Source organism: Streptomyces sp. NPDC058289, from assembly GCF_042880975.1.
Taxonomy (GTDB): Bacteria; Actinomycetota; Actinomycetes; order Streptomycetales; family Streptomycetaceae; genus Streptomyces; species Streptomyces stoeckheimensis.
Window position 1 is genome coordinate 1 of the sequence record NZ_JBHVYI010000150.1, and the last position, 13,275, is coordinate 13,275.

At 73.4% G+C, this 13,275-nt stretch carries 12 protein-coding genes and 1 pseudogene; 11 read left to right on the forward strand and 2 right to left on the reverse strand.

The genetic code is table 11. The features are described 5' to 3' along the window. A pseudogene (locus ACFVX6_RS39065) lies at positions 1-676 on the forward strand (hypothetical protein); the annotation flags it as partial. Next, positions 673-1,578 carry a hypothetical protein gene (locus tag ACFVX6_RS39070; RefSeq protein WP_389699357.1) on the forward strand — a complete coding sequence of 302 codons (906 nt, stop codon included), beginning with the start codon at positions 673-675 and terminating at the stop codon, positions 1,576-1,578. The pseudogene ACFVX6_RS39065 and the gene ACFVX6_RS39070, both read left to right, overlap by 4 nt. A 77-nt stretch (positions 1,579-1,655) precedes the next feature. Here ACFVX6_RS39070 and ACFVX6_RS39075 read toward each other — a convergent pair whose 3' ends face one another. Next, the gene (locus tag ACFVX6_RS39075; protein ID WP_389699350.1) at positions 1,656-2,927 is read right to left on the reverse strand and encodes a DUF1015 family protein; all 1,272 of its coding nucleotides are present in this window, start codon (positions 2,925-2,927) and stop codon (positions 1,656-1,658) included. 115 nt (positions 2,928-3,042) lie between these two features. On the opposite strand from ACFVX6_RS39075, the gene ACFVX6_RS39080 reads away from it, so the two are divergent. From ACFVX6_RS39080 to ACFVX6_RS39095, 4 genes are all read left to right on the forward strand, one after another. Then, positions 3,043-4,107 carry an HAD-IIA family hydrolase gene (locus ACFVX6_RS39080; RefSeq protein ID WP_389699351.1) on the forward strand — a complete coding sequence of 355 codons (1,065 nt, stop codon included), beginning with the start codon at positions 3,043-3,045 and terminating at the stop codon, positions 4,105-4,107. Between the two features lie 189 nt (positions 4,108-4,296). Beyond that, complete coding sequence (locus ACFVX6_RS39085) at positions 4,297-5,340, forward strand: FecCD family ABC transporter permease (RefSeq protein ID WP_389699358.1); 1,044 nt, start codon at positions 4,297-4,299, stop codon at positions 5,338-5,340. After that, positions 5,337-6,413 (forward strand): FecCD family ABC transporter permease, encoded by a 1,077-nt coding sequence (locus tag ACFVX6_RS39090; protein ID WP_389699352.1) that lies wholly within the window; start codon positions 5,337-5,339, stop codon positions 6,411-6,413. The genes ACFVX6_RS39085 and ACFVX6_RS39090 overlap by 4 nt, the downstream gene beginning before the upstream one ends. Positions 6,414-6,441: 28 nt before the next feature. Continuing rightward, positions 6,442-7,263 (forward strand): ABC transporter ATP-binding protein, encoded by an 822-nt coding sequence (locus ACFVX6_RS39095; RefSeq protein WP_389699353.1) that lies wholly within the window; start codon positions 6,442-6,444, stop codon positions 7,261-7,263. A gap of 128 nt (positions 7,264-7,391) precedes the next feature. Here ACFVX6_RS39095 and ACFVX6_RS39100 read toward each other — a convergent pair whose 3' ends face one another. Further along, complete coding sequence (locus ACFVX6_RS39100; protein WP_250753418.1) at positions 7,392-7,739, reverse strand: SCP2 sterol-binding domain-containing protein; 348 nt, start codon at positions 7,737-7,739, stop codon at positions 7,392-7,394. A 66-nt stretch (positions 7,740-7,805) separates the two neighbouring features. Between ACFVX6_RS39100 and ACFVX6_RS39105 the strand changes: the two genes are divergently transcribed. From ACFVX6_RS39105 to ACFVX6_RS39125, 5 genes are all read left to right on the forward strand, one after another. Beyond that, a complete protein-coding gene (locus ACFVX6_RS39105; RefSeq protein ID WP_389699354.1) occupies positions 7,806-8,066 on the forward strand; it encodes a hypothetical protein in 261 nt (86 codons plus the stop codon). Positions 8,067-8,073: 7 nt separating this feature from the next. After that, the gene (locus ACFVX6_RS39110) at positions 8,074-8,889 is read left to right on the forward strand and encodes a TlyA family RNA methyltransferase (RefSeq protein ID WP_250753412.1); all 816 of its coding nucleotides are present in this window, start codon (positions 8,074-8,076) and stop codon (positions 8,887-8,889) included. After that, a complete protein-coding gene (locus ACFVX6_RS39115) occupies positions 8,886-9,854 on the forward strand; it encodes an NAD kinase (protein ID WP_389699355.1) in 969 nt (322 codons plus the stop codon). Before ACFVX6_RS39110 ends, ACFVX6_RS39115 begins: the two co-directional genes overlap by 4 nt. A gap of 175 nt (positions 9,855-10,029) precedes the next feature. Further along, positions 10,030-11,757 (forward strand): DNA repair protein RecN, encoded by a 1,728-nt coding sequence (recN, locus tag ACFVX6_RS39120; protein WP_389699359.1) that lies wholly within the window; start codon positions 10,030-10,032, stop codon positions 11,755-11,757. A gap of 199 nt (positions 11,758-11,956) precedes the next feature. Continuing rightward, positions 11,957-13,063: a glycosyltransferase family 4 protein gene (locus tag ACFVX6_RS39125; protein WP_389699356.1), complete on the forward strand. Its 1,107-nt coding sequence runs from the start codon at positions 11,957-11,959 to the stop codon at positions 13,061-13,063. Positions 13,064-13,275 lie beyond the last annotated feature (212 nt).

Consider the following 13,275-nt stretch of genomic DNA (forward strand, 5'->3'; position numbering starts at 1 on the left):
TTCCGTGGGAACGACCGGGGCGACCGTCCCTCGTACCCGCGTCGCGATGACCGTCCCTCCGGTGGCGACCGTCCGTCGTACCCCCGTCGTGATGACGACCGTGGTGGGTTCCGTGGCGGTCGTGACGACCGTGGCGGCGACCGTCCCTCCTTCCCGCGTCGTGACGACCGCGGTGGCGACCGTCCCTCTGGTGGTGGCTTCCGCGGCAACGACCGTGGTGACCGTCCCACCGGCGGCGGCTTCCGTGGGAACGACCGGGGCGACCGTCCCTCGTACCCGCGTCGCGATGACCGTCCCTCCGGTGGCGACCGTCCGTCGTACCCCCGTCGTGATGATGACCGCGGTGGGTTCCGTGGCGGTCGTGACGACCGCGGTGGTGACCGTCCTTCGTACCCGCGTCGTGATGACCGTCCCTCCGGTGGCGACCGTCCGTCGTACCCCCGTCGCGATGACGACCGCGGTGGGTTCCGTGGCGGTCGTGACGACCGTGGCGGCGACCGCCCCTCCTACCCCCGTCGTGACGACCGGGGTGGCGACCGCGGTGGGTTCCGTGGTCGTGACGACCGTGGTGGCGACCGTGACTTCCGTGCGGACCGGGACCCGGTCAAGCGGCTTCCGATCGACGACGACGTCACCGGTTTCGAGATCGACTCCGACGTTCGCCAGGAGCTGCTGAGCCTGCCCAAGGGGCTGGCCGAGGAAGTCTCCAAGAACCTGGTCATGGTGGCCCGGCTGATCGACGAGGACCCGGAGCAGGCGTACGCGTACTCGCGCATCGCGCTGCGTCTGGCCTCCCGTGTCGCCGCCGTGCGCGAGGCCGCCGGCTTCGCCGCGTACGCCAACCAGAAGTACGCCGAGGCGATCGCGGAGTTCCGCGCCGCCAAGCGGATGACCGGTTCGGTCGAGCTGTGGCCCGTCATCGCCGACTGCGAGCGCGGCCTCGGCCGTCCGGAGCGGGCGCTGGCCATGGCCGGCGAGCCCGAGGTGCAGAAGCTGGACAAGGCCGGACAGGTCGAGATGCGGCTGGTCGCGGCCGGCGCCCGCCGGGACATGGACCAGCTCGACGCGGCCATCGTTACCCTGCAGAGCCCGGAGCTGGCTTCCAACTCCGTGCAGCCGTGGACCGCGCGTCTGCGGTACGCCTACGCCGACGCCCTGCTGGCGGCCGGTCGTGAGGACGAGGCGCGCGAGTGGTTCGCCAAGACCCTCGAGGCCGACAAGGACGGGGCCACGGACGCCTCCGACCGTCTCGCCGAGCTGGACGGTGTCGAGTTCGTCGACGCCTCCGCCGACGACGCCGACGCCGACGAGGACTCGGACGTCGAGGTCGAGGACGAGTTCGACGACGAGGTCGAGGAAGACGACGAGGACGAGGACGACGACCCGGAGGTCGTGGCGGCCGAGCGTGCCTCCGACCAGGCCGAGTACTACGACGAGGACGACGACGAGTACGAAGGTGACGTCGATGGCGACGTCGACGTCACCGACGAGGTCGTCGTTCTCGACGAGGACGAGGACGAGGACGACGACCGTCAGGACGACGGGCGTCGTGAGGCCGGAGTCCGCGACGACGGCTGAGTGAGCTGAGAAGGGCGGTACCCCGATGGGGGTACCGCCCTTTTTTGTTGGTTCGAGGTCCGGCGACCGGGGGTCCGTCAGTCCACGCTGCGCAGGACCAGGCCGGTGGCCGGCTTCGGGCCGAAGGAGGTGGACTTGCGGGGCATCGTCACGCCCTGGCGGGCCAGTTCCCGTACGACCGACTCGCGCACGGGGTGCAGCAGGACGGCCGTGCCCCCGAGGCGCTCCGCCATCTCGACGGTGGCCTCGGTGTCGTGGATGTACGAGATCTGCTCGGGGGCGTCGGGGACGGCCCACAGCGTGTCCAGCAGGGTCGCGTGGAGCACCGTGGCGTCCAGCCGGCGCCAGGCCTCGGGGCGGTCGCCGCGGACCGTGCGCTCGATCAGGGCCGGCTCGGGGTCGGTGACCAGGTGGAAGCTGCCGTCGCCGGTGAGCAGGAAGGCGTTGCCGAGCTCCGCGGCCTCGGCCAGGGCGGCCATGGCCGCCGGCAGCGGGCCGTCGACGGTGCGGACCCGGAAGCGGCCGACGAGGGCGGCCAGGGCGACTGCGGGGGCCAGGCGCCGGAGCAGCCGGTGGATCGCGCGGACCTGGAGCGGGTAGCGGGCGGTGTCGACGAGGAGGACCAGGCCGAAGTCCCAGGGGGTGGGGGAGCCGTGCTCCTCCTGGAGGCGCAGGTACGTCGCCCAGCGGTGGTGGCCGTCGGCGATGAGGGCCTGGCGGTCGCCCAGGTCGGCGGTGATCGCCGCCAGGTCGGCGGGGTCCGTGACGGCCCACAGCCGGTGCTGGAAGCCGTCCTCGGTGGTGGTGGAGAACAGCGGCGTGGAGCGGGCGGTGCGCTCGACGACCGCGGCCGCGCCCGCCGCCGGATCCTCGCCGAGGTAGGTCAGGAGGAGGGGCTCGAGATTGGCCGAGGTGGCGCGCATCAGGCCGGCGCGGTCGGTGACCACGTGCGGCATGACGTCCTCGTGGGGGAGGACGATCCCGGCGTCGGCGGCGGAGAGGGCGAGGGCCCCGATGACCCCGCGCTGGAGGAGCTCGCCCCGGCGCTGCTCGTAGACGTAGAGCGCGGGCACCGGATCGGCGCTGAGGATGCCCTCGGCGAGCCAGTCGCGCAGCGTGTGCGCCGCCTGCTGGTTGCGGGCGGCGGGGGTGTCGGCCTGCGGGAGGATCAGGCGGACGATGTTGTGCGGATCCGCGGACTCCAGGTGGTTGAGTCCGTCGGGGCGCACGACCACGTCGTACGGCGGCGAGGTCACGGCGGCCAAGCTGCCGACGCGCTCGGGGACATAGCGCAGGCCGTGGAACGGGATCAGGCGCAGTCCGTGGTCCGCGGTGCCAGATGTGGTCATTGGAGAATCCTAAGACGCGTCTCGCCATGCGGGATGATCGGGGGAGTACGGAAACCGGACAAGATCGAACTCCCCCCAGCCGCCGCTGGGAGGGGCCCCAGGAGGAGCGGACACCATGACCCGGCAGAGCAGGACCCTTCCCGCGGGCAGTGCGCGGAGTCTGCACCAGGCGTACGACACGGCCCTGCTGGACCTCGACGGGGTGGTGTACGCGGGCGGTGAGGCCATCGCGCACGCCGTGGACTCGCTCGCCGCGGCGCGGGCCGACGGGATGCACCTGGCGTACGTGACGAACAACGCGCTGCGCACCCCGGACGCGGTGGCCGAGCACCTGAGCGAGCTGGGCATCCCGACGGAGGCCGGCGAGGTGATCACCTCCGCGCAGGCGGTGGCCCGTCTCATCGCCGAGCAGGTGGGGCCCGGGTCCAAGGTGCTGGTGATCGGCGGCGAGGGGCTGCGGGTCGCGCTGCGCGAACGCGGGCTGGTGCCGGTGGACTCCGCCGAGGAGGAGGGGCTCGCCGCGGTGGTCCAGGGGTACGGGGGACCCGATCTGCCGTGGGGCAGGTTCGCGGAGGCCTCGTACGCGATCAACCGCGGGGTGCCGTGGTACGCCTCGAACACCGACCTGACGATTCCCGGGGCGCGGGGGATCGCGCCGGGCAACGGGGCCGCCGTGGAGGTCGTACGGATCGCCACGGGCGCGGAGCCGCAGGTGGCCGGCAAGCCGCTGCCCCCGATGCACCGCGAGACCGTGCTGCGGACCGGGGCGAAGCGGCCGCTGGTGGTCGGTGACCGGCTGGACACCGACATCGAGGGCGCCTTCAACGGAGACGTGGACTCGCTGCTGGTGCTGACCGGGGTGACGGACGGGGCGCAGCTCCTGCGGGCCGAGCCGAAGTACCGGCCGACGTACGTGGACCGGGACCTGCGCGGGCTGCTGACCGGGCAGCCGGAGGTGGTTCCGGCCGACGGGGGCGGGTTCCGCTGCGGGAGCTGGACCGCGGTGGCGCTGGACGGCGTACTGGAGCTGCGCGGGGAGGACGGCGGGCCGGAAGGTGCCGATGGTGCCGACGGTGCGATGGACGGGCTGCGGGCGCTGTGCGCGGCGGCCTGGACCCGGGCGGGGGACGGCTCGTGCGGGCTGGACGCGGGGAAGGCGCTGGCCAGGCTGGGGTTGTAAGGGTGTGTAAGGGGCTGTCGGTAGCTGTGATCTGTACGGCCCGCAGGAGTCGGCGGAGCCGGGCTGCCGGTGGGGTGTCGTCGGGTCCTGGCAGGTCAGGGCCGGTGGGGGCCGGGTCCGAGGACCCGGTCCGGAGGGCCGTTCGGGGGAGCCGAGCACGGCGGAAGGTAGGTTAGCCTAACTTTCGTGTTGGTCGAGAGTCCCCCCGAACCGAGCGCGGCGCCGGCCGCTGCCACCCGCTCGCGCCACGGTGCGCGAGCCGCCGGTCTGCTCGCCGCCTTCGGCGTGCTCGCGCTGGTCGTGGTGGCGAGCATCGCCGTCGGCGCCAAGCAGATGCCCCTCCACGAGGTCTGGCACGGCCTGTTCCACTACTCCGGGACGGCCTCCGACGTCGTCGTACGGGACCTGCGGGTCCCGCGGACCCTCCTCGGCGTGCTCGTCGGCCTCGGCCTCGGACTGTCCGGCGCCGTGATGCAGGCCCTGACCCGCAACCCGCTGGCGGAGCCGGGCATCCTCGGGGTCAACGCGGGGGCCGCGGCCGCCGTCGTATCGGCCATCAGCTTCTTCGGCGCGTCCTCGCTGAGCGAGTTCGTCTGGTGGGCCTTCCTCGGCGCCGCCGTCGTCTCCGTGGTCGTGTACGTGCTCGGCGGCAGCCGCAGCGCCACGCCCGTGCGACTGGCGCTCGCCGGTACGGCCGCCACCGCGGCCCTCGTCGGGTACATCAACGCCGTGCAGCTGATGGACAGCAAGGCGCTGGACAAGCTCCGCTTCTGGACCGTGGGCTCGCTGGCCTCCGCGAACATGGACACCGTCCGGCAAGTGGCGCCCTTCCTGCTGGTCGGCGCGGTCCTCGCGCTCGGCCTGGGCCGGCCGCTCAACGCCATGGCCATGGGCGACGACACCGCCCGGGCGCTCGGCGCGCACCTGACGCGGACCCGGATCGGCGCGATGATCGCCATCACCCTGCTGTGCGGGGCCGCGACCGCGGCCTGCGGGCCGATCGTCTTCGTCGGCCTGATGATCCCGCACCTCGTACGGTTCTTCACCGGCCCGGACATGCGCTGGGTGCTCGCGTACTCGGCGGTGCTCTCGCCCGTCCTGCTGCTCGGCGCCGACGTCATCGGCCGGGTCGTCACCCGGCCCGCCGAACTCCAGGTCGGCATCGTCACCGCGCTGATCGGCGGACCCGTCTTCATCTACCTCGTCCGGCGCAAGAGGATGGCCCAGCTGTGACAGTGACCGACGCACCCCGCGCGGCGCGCGGGCGCCGGACCGGGCCCCGGCCCGTACACCTGCCCGGCGGGATCTCGCTGCGCGTGGAGCGGCGCGCGCTGGGCGTCGGAGCGCTGCTCCTGGTGCTCGTGCTGGCGACGGCCGTCCTGCTCATCGGCACCGGCGACTTCGACATCGCGCCCTGGGACGTCGTACAGACCCTGCTGGGCAACGGCACGCCCGCGCACGAGTTCATCGTCAACGACCTGCGGCTGCCGCGGGTCCTGGTCGGCGTCCTGGTGGGCGCGGCCCTCGGCATGGCCGGCGCCGTCTTCCAGTCCGTCTCGCGCAACCCGCTCGGCTCGCCGGACGTGCTGGGCTTCGGCTACGGATCGGCCGTCGGCGCACTGCTGGTCATCGTGATGTTCCACGGAGGCGCCGGCGAGGTGGCCGTCGGGGCCCTGGTGGGCGGGTTGGTGGCGGGCATGGCCGTCTACCTGCTCGCGTACAAGCAGGGCATCCACGGCTACCGGCTGGTCCTGGTCGGCATCGGCGCCTCCGCGATGCTGGTCGCCGTCATCCAGTACCTGCTGACGAAGGCGCAGCTCGTCGAGGCCACCCGCGCGATGGTCTGGCTGACCGGCTCACTCGCCGGCCGGGACTGGGCGCAGGTCTGGCCGCTGCTCGCGACGTGCGCGGTGCTGTTCCCGCTGGTCCTCGGCCAGAGCCGGGCCCTGCGGATGATCGAGATGGGCGACGACGCGGCGTACGCCGTCGGGGTGCGGGTGGAGCGCACCCGGCTGCTGCTGATGGTGGCGGCGATCCTGCTCACCACCGCGGCCAGCGCCGCGGCCGGGCCGATCAGCTTCGTCGCGCTGGCCGCGCCGCAGCTCGCCCGCCGGCTGACCCGCTCGCCCGGGGCGAGCCTGCTGACCGGCGCGCTGATGGGCGCACTCCTGCTGCTGGTGTCCGACTGGGCCTCACAGCGGGCCTTCGGCGCCGACCAGCTGCCCGTGGGAGTGGTGACGGGGCTGGTCGGCGGCTGCTACCTGCTCTGGCTGCTCGTCACCGAGCGCAGGGCGGGCCGCATATGAGCAACAAGAGGGGCCAGAGGGGCAGGGCATGAGCAACCAGAGGAGCAGGCAAGTGCAGCGGCTGACCGCGGAGAACGTGACCCTCGGCTACGACCAGCGGGTCATCGCCGAGAACCTGTCGGTGGAGATCCCCGACAACTCCTTCACCGTGATCGTCGGCCCCAACGCCTGCGGCAAGTCCACCCTGCTGCGTGCCCTGTCGCGGATGCTGAAGCCCTCGCAGGGACGGGTGCTGCTGGACGGTCAGGCCATCGGGTCGATGCCGGCGAAGAAGGTGGCCAAGACGCTGGGTCTGCTGCCGCAGTCCTCGATCGCCCCGGACGGGATCACCGTGTCGGACCTGGTCTCGCGAGGCCGCTATCCGCACCAGGGGCTGCTGCGGCAGTGGTCGGCGGACGACGAGCGCATCGTGAACGAGTCGATGGCCTCCACGGGGGTCGCCGAGCTCGCGGACCGGGCGGTGGACGAGCTGTCGGGCGGGCAGCGCCAGCGGGTGTGGATCGCGATGGCACTGGCGCAGCAGACGCCGCTGCTGCTGCTGGACGAGCCGACGACCTACCTGGACATCCAGCACCAGATCGAGGTGCTGAACCTCTGCGCGGAGCTCCACGAGGAGCAGGGGCGGACGCTGGTCGCCGTGCTGCACGATCTGAACCATGCGGCCCGCTACGCCACCCACCTGATCGCGATGCGGGACGGGAAGGTCGTGGCGGAGGGGCCGCCGGCCGAGGTGGTCACGGCGGAGCTGGTGGAGCGGGTGTTCGGGCTGCGGTGCCAAGTCATTGCGGACCCGGAGACGGGGACGCCGCTGGTGATACCCGCGGCGCGGGTGGTTGCTCGCGCGAGGTAGGAGGCGTGCGGCGCCGCCTCCCGGGGCTCCGCTCCGGACCCCGCGCCTCAAACGCCGGGGGCGACGGATTTGGCGGGGCTGGCTTTGCCCCGGTGGTGCCGGATTTGCGTCTGCGGCGTCGGATTCGGTTAGAGCAGGCTCTTGAGGCGGAGGAGGTCGCGGAAGCCTGCTTCCAGGCGGATGCGGCCCGAGGCCCAGGCCTTCGGGAACTTCAGGTCGCCGGCGACCAGGGAGACCAGGTCGTCACCGGTCATCGCGAGCCGGATCTCGGCCTTGGCGGAGGGCGGGCCGGGGGCCACCGCGTCCACGCGGATCCGGCCTCCGTCGAGGCGGCCCGTGAAGGTCCGGTCCAGGTCGGTGATGTGGCAGCTCAGCGAGCGGTCGAGCGCGGTCGCACCGCGCACGTCGCCTTCGGCCCGCGCCAGGTTGTCGGAGAGTTGGTCGAGTGCCGCACGGCACTCCTCGATCGTAGCCATCGTGATCCCGACCGTACCGCAGAGCCGCGCGGCTCTGCGGGCGCCCTACGCGGTAGCGTCGGGGGCATGAGCGAAGAAGTGCCCGCCGGGGCCCAGGAACCGGACGAAGCCCCGGCCGCGCCCTCCGGGCCGGTCGCGCTGGGCCTCGTACGCACCCCCACCGGGCACGCCGGGGCGGACGCCGCGCTGGAGCGGCTGGCGGACGTGGACCACCTCCCGGCGGACGGACACGTCGAGGTGTACGAGGATGTGCACAGGGGGCTGCGCTCCGCGCTGACCGCGCTGGACGTGCCGATCGGCCCCCGTCCGCACGAAAACAGGAGCTGAACCGATCGTGGCAGGAGTGGCACGCCGCCGTCTGGACGCCGAACTGGTACGCCGCAGCATGGCCCGCTCGCGCGAGCACGCCGCGCAGCTGATCGCCGCCGGCCGGGTGACCGTGGGCGGCAATACGGCGACGAAGCCGGCCACCCAGGTCGAGACCAGCGCGGCCCTCGTCGTCCTCAAGGACGACAGCGACCCCGACTACGTCTCCCGGGGCGGCCACAAGCTGGCGGGGGCACTCGCGGCCTTCCAGCCCCAGGGGCTGCGCGTGGAGGGCCGCCGGGCGCTGGACGCGGGCGCCTCGACCGGCGGGTTCACCGACGTGCTGCTGCGCGCCGGTGTGGAGCACGTGATGGCCGTCGACGTCGGCTACGGGCAGCTCGCCTGGTCCCTGCAGAGCGACGACCGGGTCACCGTCAAGGACCGCACGAACGTGCGCGAGCTGACGGTGGAGCTGATCGACGGGGTGCCCGTGGACCTGGTCGTCGGTGACCTGTCCTTCATCTCGATCGGGCTGGTGCTGCCTGCGCTCGTACGCTGCTGCGCGCCCGACGCGGATCTGGTGCTGATGGTCAAGCCGCAGTTCGAGGTCGGCAAGGACCGGCTCGGCAGCGGTGGCGTGGTGCGCAGTACGGAGCTGCGCGCCGAGGCCGTGCGGGACGTCGCGGCGCAGGCGTGGAAGCTGGGCCTGGGCGTGCTCGGGGTGACCGCGAGCCCGCTTCCGGGCCCCTCGGGCAACGTCGAGTATTTTCTGTGGCTGCGGGCGGGGGCACCGGCACTCGACCCGGCGGATGTTGACCGTGCAGTGGCGGAGGGGCCGCAGTGAGTGATCTTTCGGGGGACCCGGCACAGTCGGGGGAGTCAGGGAAGTCAGGGCAGTCAGGGCAGTCGGGGAAGCGGACCGTCTTCCTGCTCGCGCACACCGGGCGGCCGGCGGCCATCCGCAGTGCCGAGCTGGTGGTGCAGGGTCTGCTGCGCAGCGGGCTGGGCGTACGGGTGCTGCGGCACGAGGCGGTGGACCTGCCGCTGCCGCCCGAGGTGGAGCTGGTGGCCGAGTCCGAGTGCACGCCGGAGGTGCTCGACGGGTGCGAGCTGCTCATCGTGCTCGGCGGCGACGGGACGCTGCTGCGCGGCGCGGAGTTCGCACGCGGTTCCGGGGTGCCGATGCTCGGCGTCAACCTGGGCCGGGTGGGCTTCCTCGCGGAGGCGGAGCGGGACGACCTGGACAAGGTCGTGGACCGGGTCGTGACGCGCGACTACGAGGTCGAGGAGCGGATGACCCTCGACGTGACCGTGCGGACCAACGGGGACGTGGTGCACCGGGACTGGGCGCTGAACGAGGCGGCCGTCCAGAAGGTGTCCCCGGAGCGGATGCTGGAGGTGGTCCTGGAGATCGACGGGCGCCCGGTGTCCGGCTTCGGCTGCGACGGGATCGTCTGCGCGACGCCGACGGGCTCGACGGCGTACGCCTTCTCGGCCGGCGGGCCGGTGGTCTGGCCGGAGGTGGAGGCGCTGCTGATGGTGCCGATCAGCGCGCACGCGCTGTTCGCGAAGCCGCTGGTGACCTCGCCCGACTCGGTACTGGCCGTGGAGGTGCAGACCGGGACCCCGCACGGGGTGCTGTGGTGCGACGGGCGGCGGACGGTGGAGCTGCCGGCCGGGGCCCGCGTGGAGGTCCGGCGGGGGACGGTGCCGGTGCGGCTCGCCCGGCTGCACCACGCGTCGTTCACGGACCGGCTCGTCGCGAAGTTCGCGCTGCCGGTGTCTGGATGGCGCGGAGCCCCGCACTAGTACGGCCCGGGTGACGCGGTGGCCGCGTGCCGGTTCCCGAGGGGTTCCGTACGGGGTCACCGCCGGTTCGGTGCATCGCGCGTACGTAAATAGCATGATTGTTCGAGCTGATTCGGGCGGGTGACGTCACATGGCACCCATGAAACCTCGGTATCGTCGTCCCGTGCTTGAGGAGATGCGGATACGGTCGCTCGGAGTCATCGACGACGCTGTGGTCGAGCTGTCACCCGGTTTCACCGCGGTGACCGGCGAGACCGGCGCGGGCAAGACCATGGTCGTCACCAGCCTCGGGCTGCTGCTCGGCGGGCGCGCCGACCCCGCCCTGGTGCGGATCGGGGCCAAGGCGGCAGTCGTCGAAGGGCGCATCGTCATGCGCCCGGACGCCCCCGCAGCGCTGCGCGCCGAGGAGGCCGGCGCCGAGCTCGACGACGGCGCCCTGCTGATCAGCCGGACCGTTTCCGCCGAGGGCCGCTCGCGCGCCCACGTCGGCGGCCGCTCCGTGCCCGTCGGCCTGCTCGCCGAACTCGCCGACGACCTCGTCGCCGTCCACGGCCAGACCGACCAGCAGGGCCTGCTCCGGCCCGCCCGGCAGCGCCAGGCCCTCGACCGGTACGCGGGCGACGCCGTCGCCGTCCCGCTGGAGAAGTACGCCGCCGCCCACCGCAGGCTGCGCGCCGTCGCCGGAGAGCTGGAGGAGATCACCACCCGGGCCCGGGAACGCGCCCAGGAGGCCGATCTGCTCCGCTTCGGGCTCGACGAGATCGCCGCCGTGGAACCGCTCTCGGGTGAGGACACCGAGCTGGCGGCGGAGGCGGAGCGCCTCGGACACGCCGAATCCCTGTCCTCGGCCGCCCAGGTCGCGCACGCCGCCCTGGCCGGCAACGTAGAGGACCCCGAGGGCGTCGACGCGGGCGCGCTCGTCGCGGGGGCGCACCGCGCACTGGAATCCGTACGCTCCCACGACCCGGCGCTCGGCGCGCTCGCCGAGCGGATCGGGGAACTGGGCATCCTGCTCGGGGACGTGGCCGGGGAACTCGCCGGGTACGCCGACGACCTGGACGCCGATCCGCTGCGGCTGGCGGCCGTGGAGGAGCGGCGGGCGGCGCTGACCCAGCTGATCCGGAAGTACGGATCCACCGCGAACGGCGTGGACTCCGTCCTGGAGTGGGCCGAGCAGGGTTCCGTACGGCTGCTCGAGCTGGACGGCGACGACGAGCGGATCGACGAACTGACCGCGGAGCGCGACGGGCTGCGGCTGGAACTCTCCGCACTGGCGCAGGCGTTGACCGATGCACGGAACGAGGCGGCGACCCGGTTCGCGTCGGCGGTCACCGAGGAGCTGGCCTCCCTGGCGATGCCGCACGCACGGGTCACCATCGACGTCCGGCAGACCGAGGACCCCGAGGGGGTCGAGGTCGGCGGCCGGCTCGTCGCGTACGGGCCCTCGGGCGTCGACGAGGTCGAACTGCTGCTGGCCCCGCACCCCGGCGCCCAGCCGCGGCCGATCGCCAAGGGTGCTTCGGGCGGTGAGCTGTCCCGGGTGATGCTCGCCGTCGAGGTCGTCTTCGCGGGCTCCGACCCGGTGCCGACGTACCTCTTCGACGAGGTCGACGCGGGCGTCGGCGGCAAGGCCGCGGTGGAGGTCGGACGGCGGCTCGCGAAGCTGGCCAAGTCGGCCCAGGTGGTCGTCGTCACGCACCTGCCGCAGGTGGCGGCCTTCGCGGACCGGCAGCTGCTGGTCGAGAAGACCAACGACGGGTCCGTGACCCGCAGCGGCGTCACCGTCCTGGAGGGCGAGGCCCGGATCCGCGAGCTTTCGCGGATGCTGGCCGGCCACGAGGACTCGGCGTCGGCGCGGGCGCACGCGGAAGAGCTGCTCGAGGCGGCCCGGAGTTCGGAGTAGGGCTCCTCGTCGAGATCGCGGTCGTCACGGTCACCACCGTCATCACGCTGACGCCCGGCTAGCCCGTGTGGGTGAGGATCGGGGGCTCGGGGCGGTATCTCACACGGGATCCGCACCCGTATGGTCCCGGAACGCGCGTGCGGACTGGCATTCTGAGCGACGTCCCTGCCTTTCCTCCCTCACCCTGGAGCTTCGGCCCGTGAGCAGCTCCCCGGTCCCGGTCCCCGTCCTTCGCACCGTTCAAGTGCTCGGCGGCGCGAGCGGTGGTGCGCACGTGCGGTCGCTGGCCACAGGGCTCGCCGCGCGCGGCGTACGGGTCACCGTGTGCGGACCCGTCGAGACGGAGGGGGAGTACGACTTCACCGGCGCCGGGGCGCGGTTCACCCCGGACGCGGTGAGCGCGCTGCGGGCGGCGTGCATCGAGGCCGACGTGGTGCACGCCCACGGCGTACGGGCGGGCATGCGCGCGGCGCTGGCCCTGCGCGGGCGGCGGGTCCCCCTGGTCGTGAGCTGGCACGGCGGCGGCCCCGGCAGCGGCCGCCTGAGCCTGATGCTGGAGCGGCACGTCGCCCGGGCCGCGGCGATCGTCCTCGGCGCCTCCTCGGCGCAGGTGGACCTGGCCCGGCTCCGGGGGGCGCGGGACGCGCGGCTGGCGGCGGTGGCGGTGCCGGCTGCGGCGGGGCCTTCCGGGTCTTCGGGGTCTTCCCGTTCCTCCGGGTCTTCGGACGCTCCGGACCACGGGAAGGTGCGGGCGGAACTCGGCTCGGTGGAGCGGCCGTTGCTGATCGCGGTCGGGAGTCTGGTGCCGCGGCGCGGGTACTCCGTACTGCTGGACGCGGCGCGGGAGTGGCGGAACCTGGACCCGATGCCGCTGCTGGTCATCGCGGGAGAGGGCCCGATGCGGGCGGAGCTCGCGCGGCGCATCCAGGCGGAGGGCCTGCCGGTGCGGCTGCTCGGGCGGCGGCGGGATGCCGCGCGGCTGCTGGCGGCGGCCGATGTCGCGGTGCTGCCGAGCCGGTGGGAGGCGCGGTCGCCGCTCGCGCAGGAGGCTCTGCGGATGGGCGTGCCGTTGGTGGCGACGGCGGTGGGCGGTGTGCCGGAGCTGGTGGGGGCGGCGGGTGTGCTGGTGCCCTACGGGGACGCGGGGGCGCTGGCCGCTGCGGTGGCCGGGTTGCTGGCGGATCCCGCGCGGCGGGGGGCGCTGGCGCTGGCCGGGCGGGCTCAGGCTTTGACGTGGCCGTCGGAGGACGACACCGTGGCGCAAGTCCTGTCGGTGTACGACGAACTGACCTCGCGTCGGCGGTAGCCCGTTCGGGCGGGGGCCGTCGTGCGGCGCCGTTGCCGGGGACCGGTCCCCGGGCCCCTGCCCCTCAAACGCCGGCGGGGCTGGGTTTTGGCTGGCGTCTGGGTGTACGTGTACGTATACGTGGCCATGCGCCGGCTGCGGGTGGGGGTCGGTGCCGGGGGCGGGGTGGGGTGTCGGCCTGGACTGCATGATTTAGGCGCCCTGTGCCCTAC

Bases quoted from the DNA above. Each gene is read 5' to 3' on its own strand.
- ACFVX6_RS39075 (WP_389699350.1), bottom strand. From the start codon at position 2,927: ATGACCACATCTGGCACCGCGGACCACGGACTGCGCCTGATCCCGTTC.
- ACFVX6_RS39080 (WP_389699351.1), top strand. From the start codon at position 3,043: ATGACCCGGCAGAGCAGGACCCTTCCCGCGGGCAGTGCGCGGAGTCTG.
- ACFVX6_RS39095 (WP_389699353.1), top strand. From the start codon at position 6,442: ATGAGCAACCAGAGGAGCAGGCAAGTGCAGCGGCTGACCGCGGAGAAC.
- ACFVX6_RS39100 (WP_250753418.1), bottom strand. From the start codon at position 7,739: ATGGCTACGATCGAGGAGTGCCGTGCGGCACTCGACCAACTCTCCGAC.
- ACFVX6_RS39105 (WP_389699354.1), top strand. From the start codon at position 7,806: ATGAGCGAAGAAGTGCCCGCCGGGGCCCAGGAACCGGACGAAGCCCCG.
- recN (WP_389699359.1), top strand. From the start codon at position 10,030: ATGCGGATACGGTCGCTCGGAGTCATCGACGACGCTGTGGTCGAGCTG.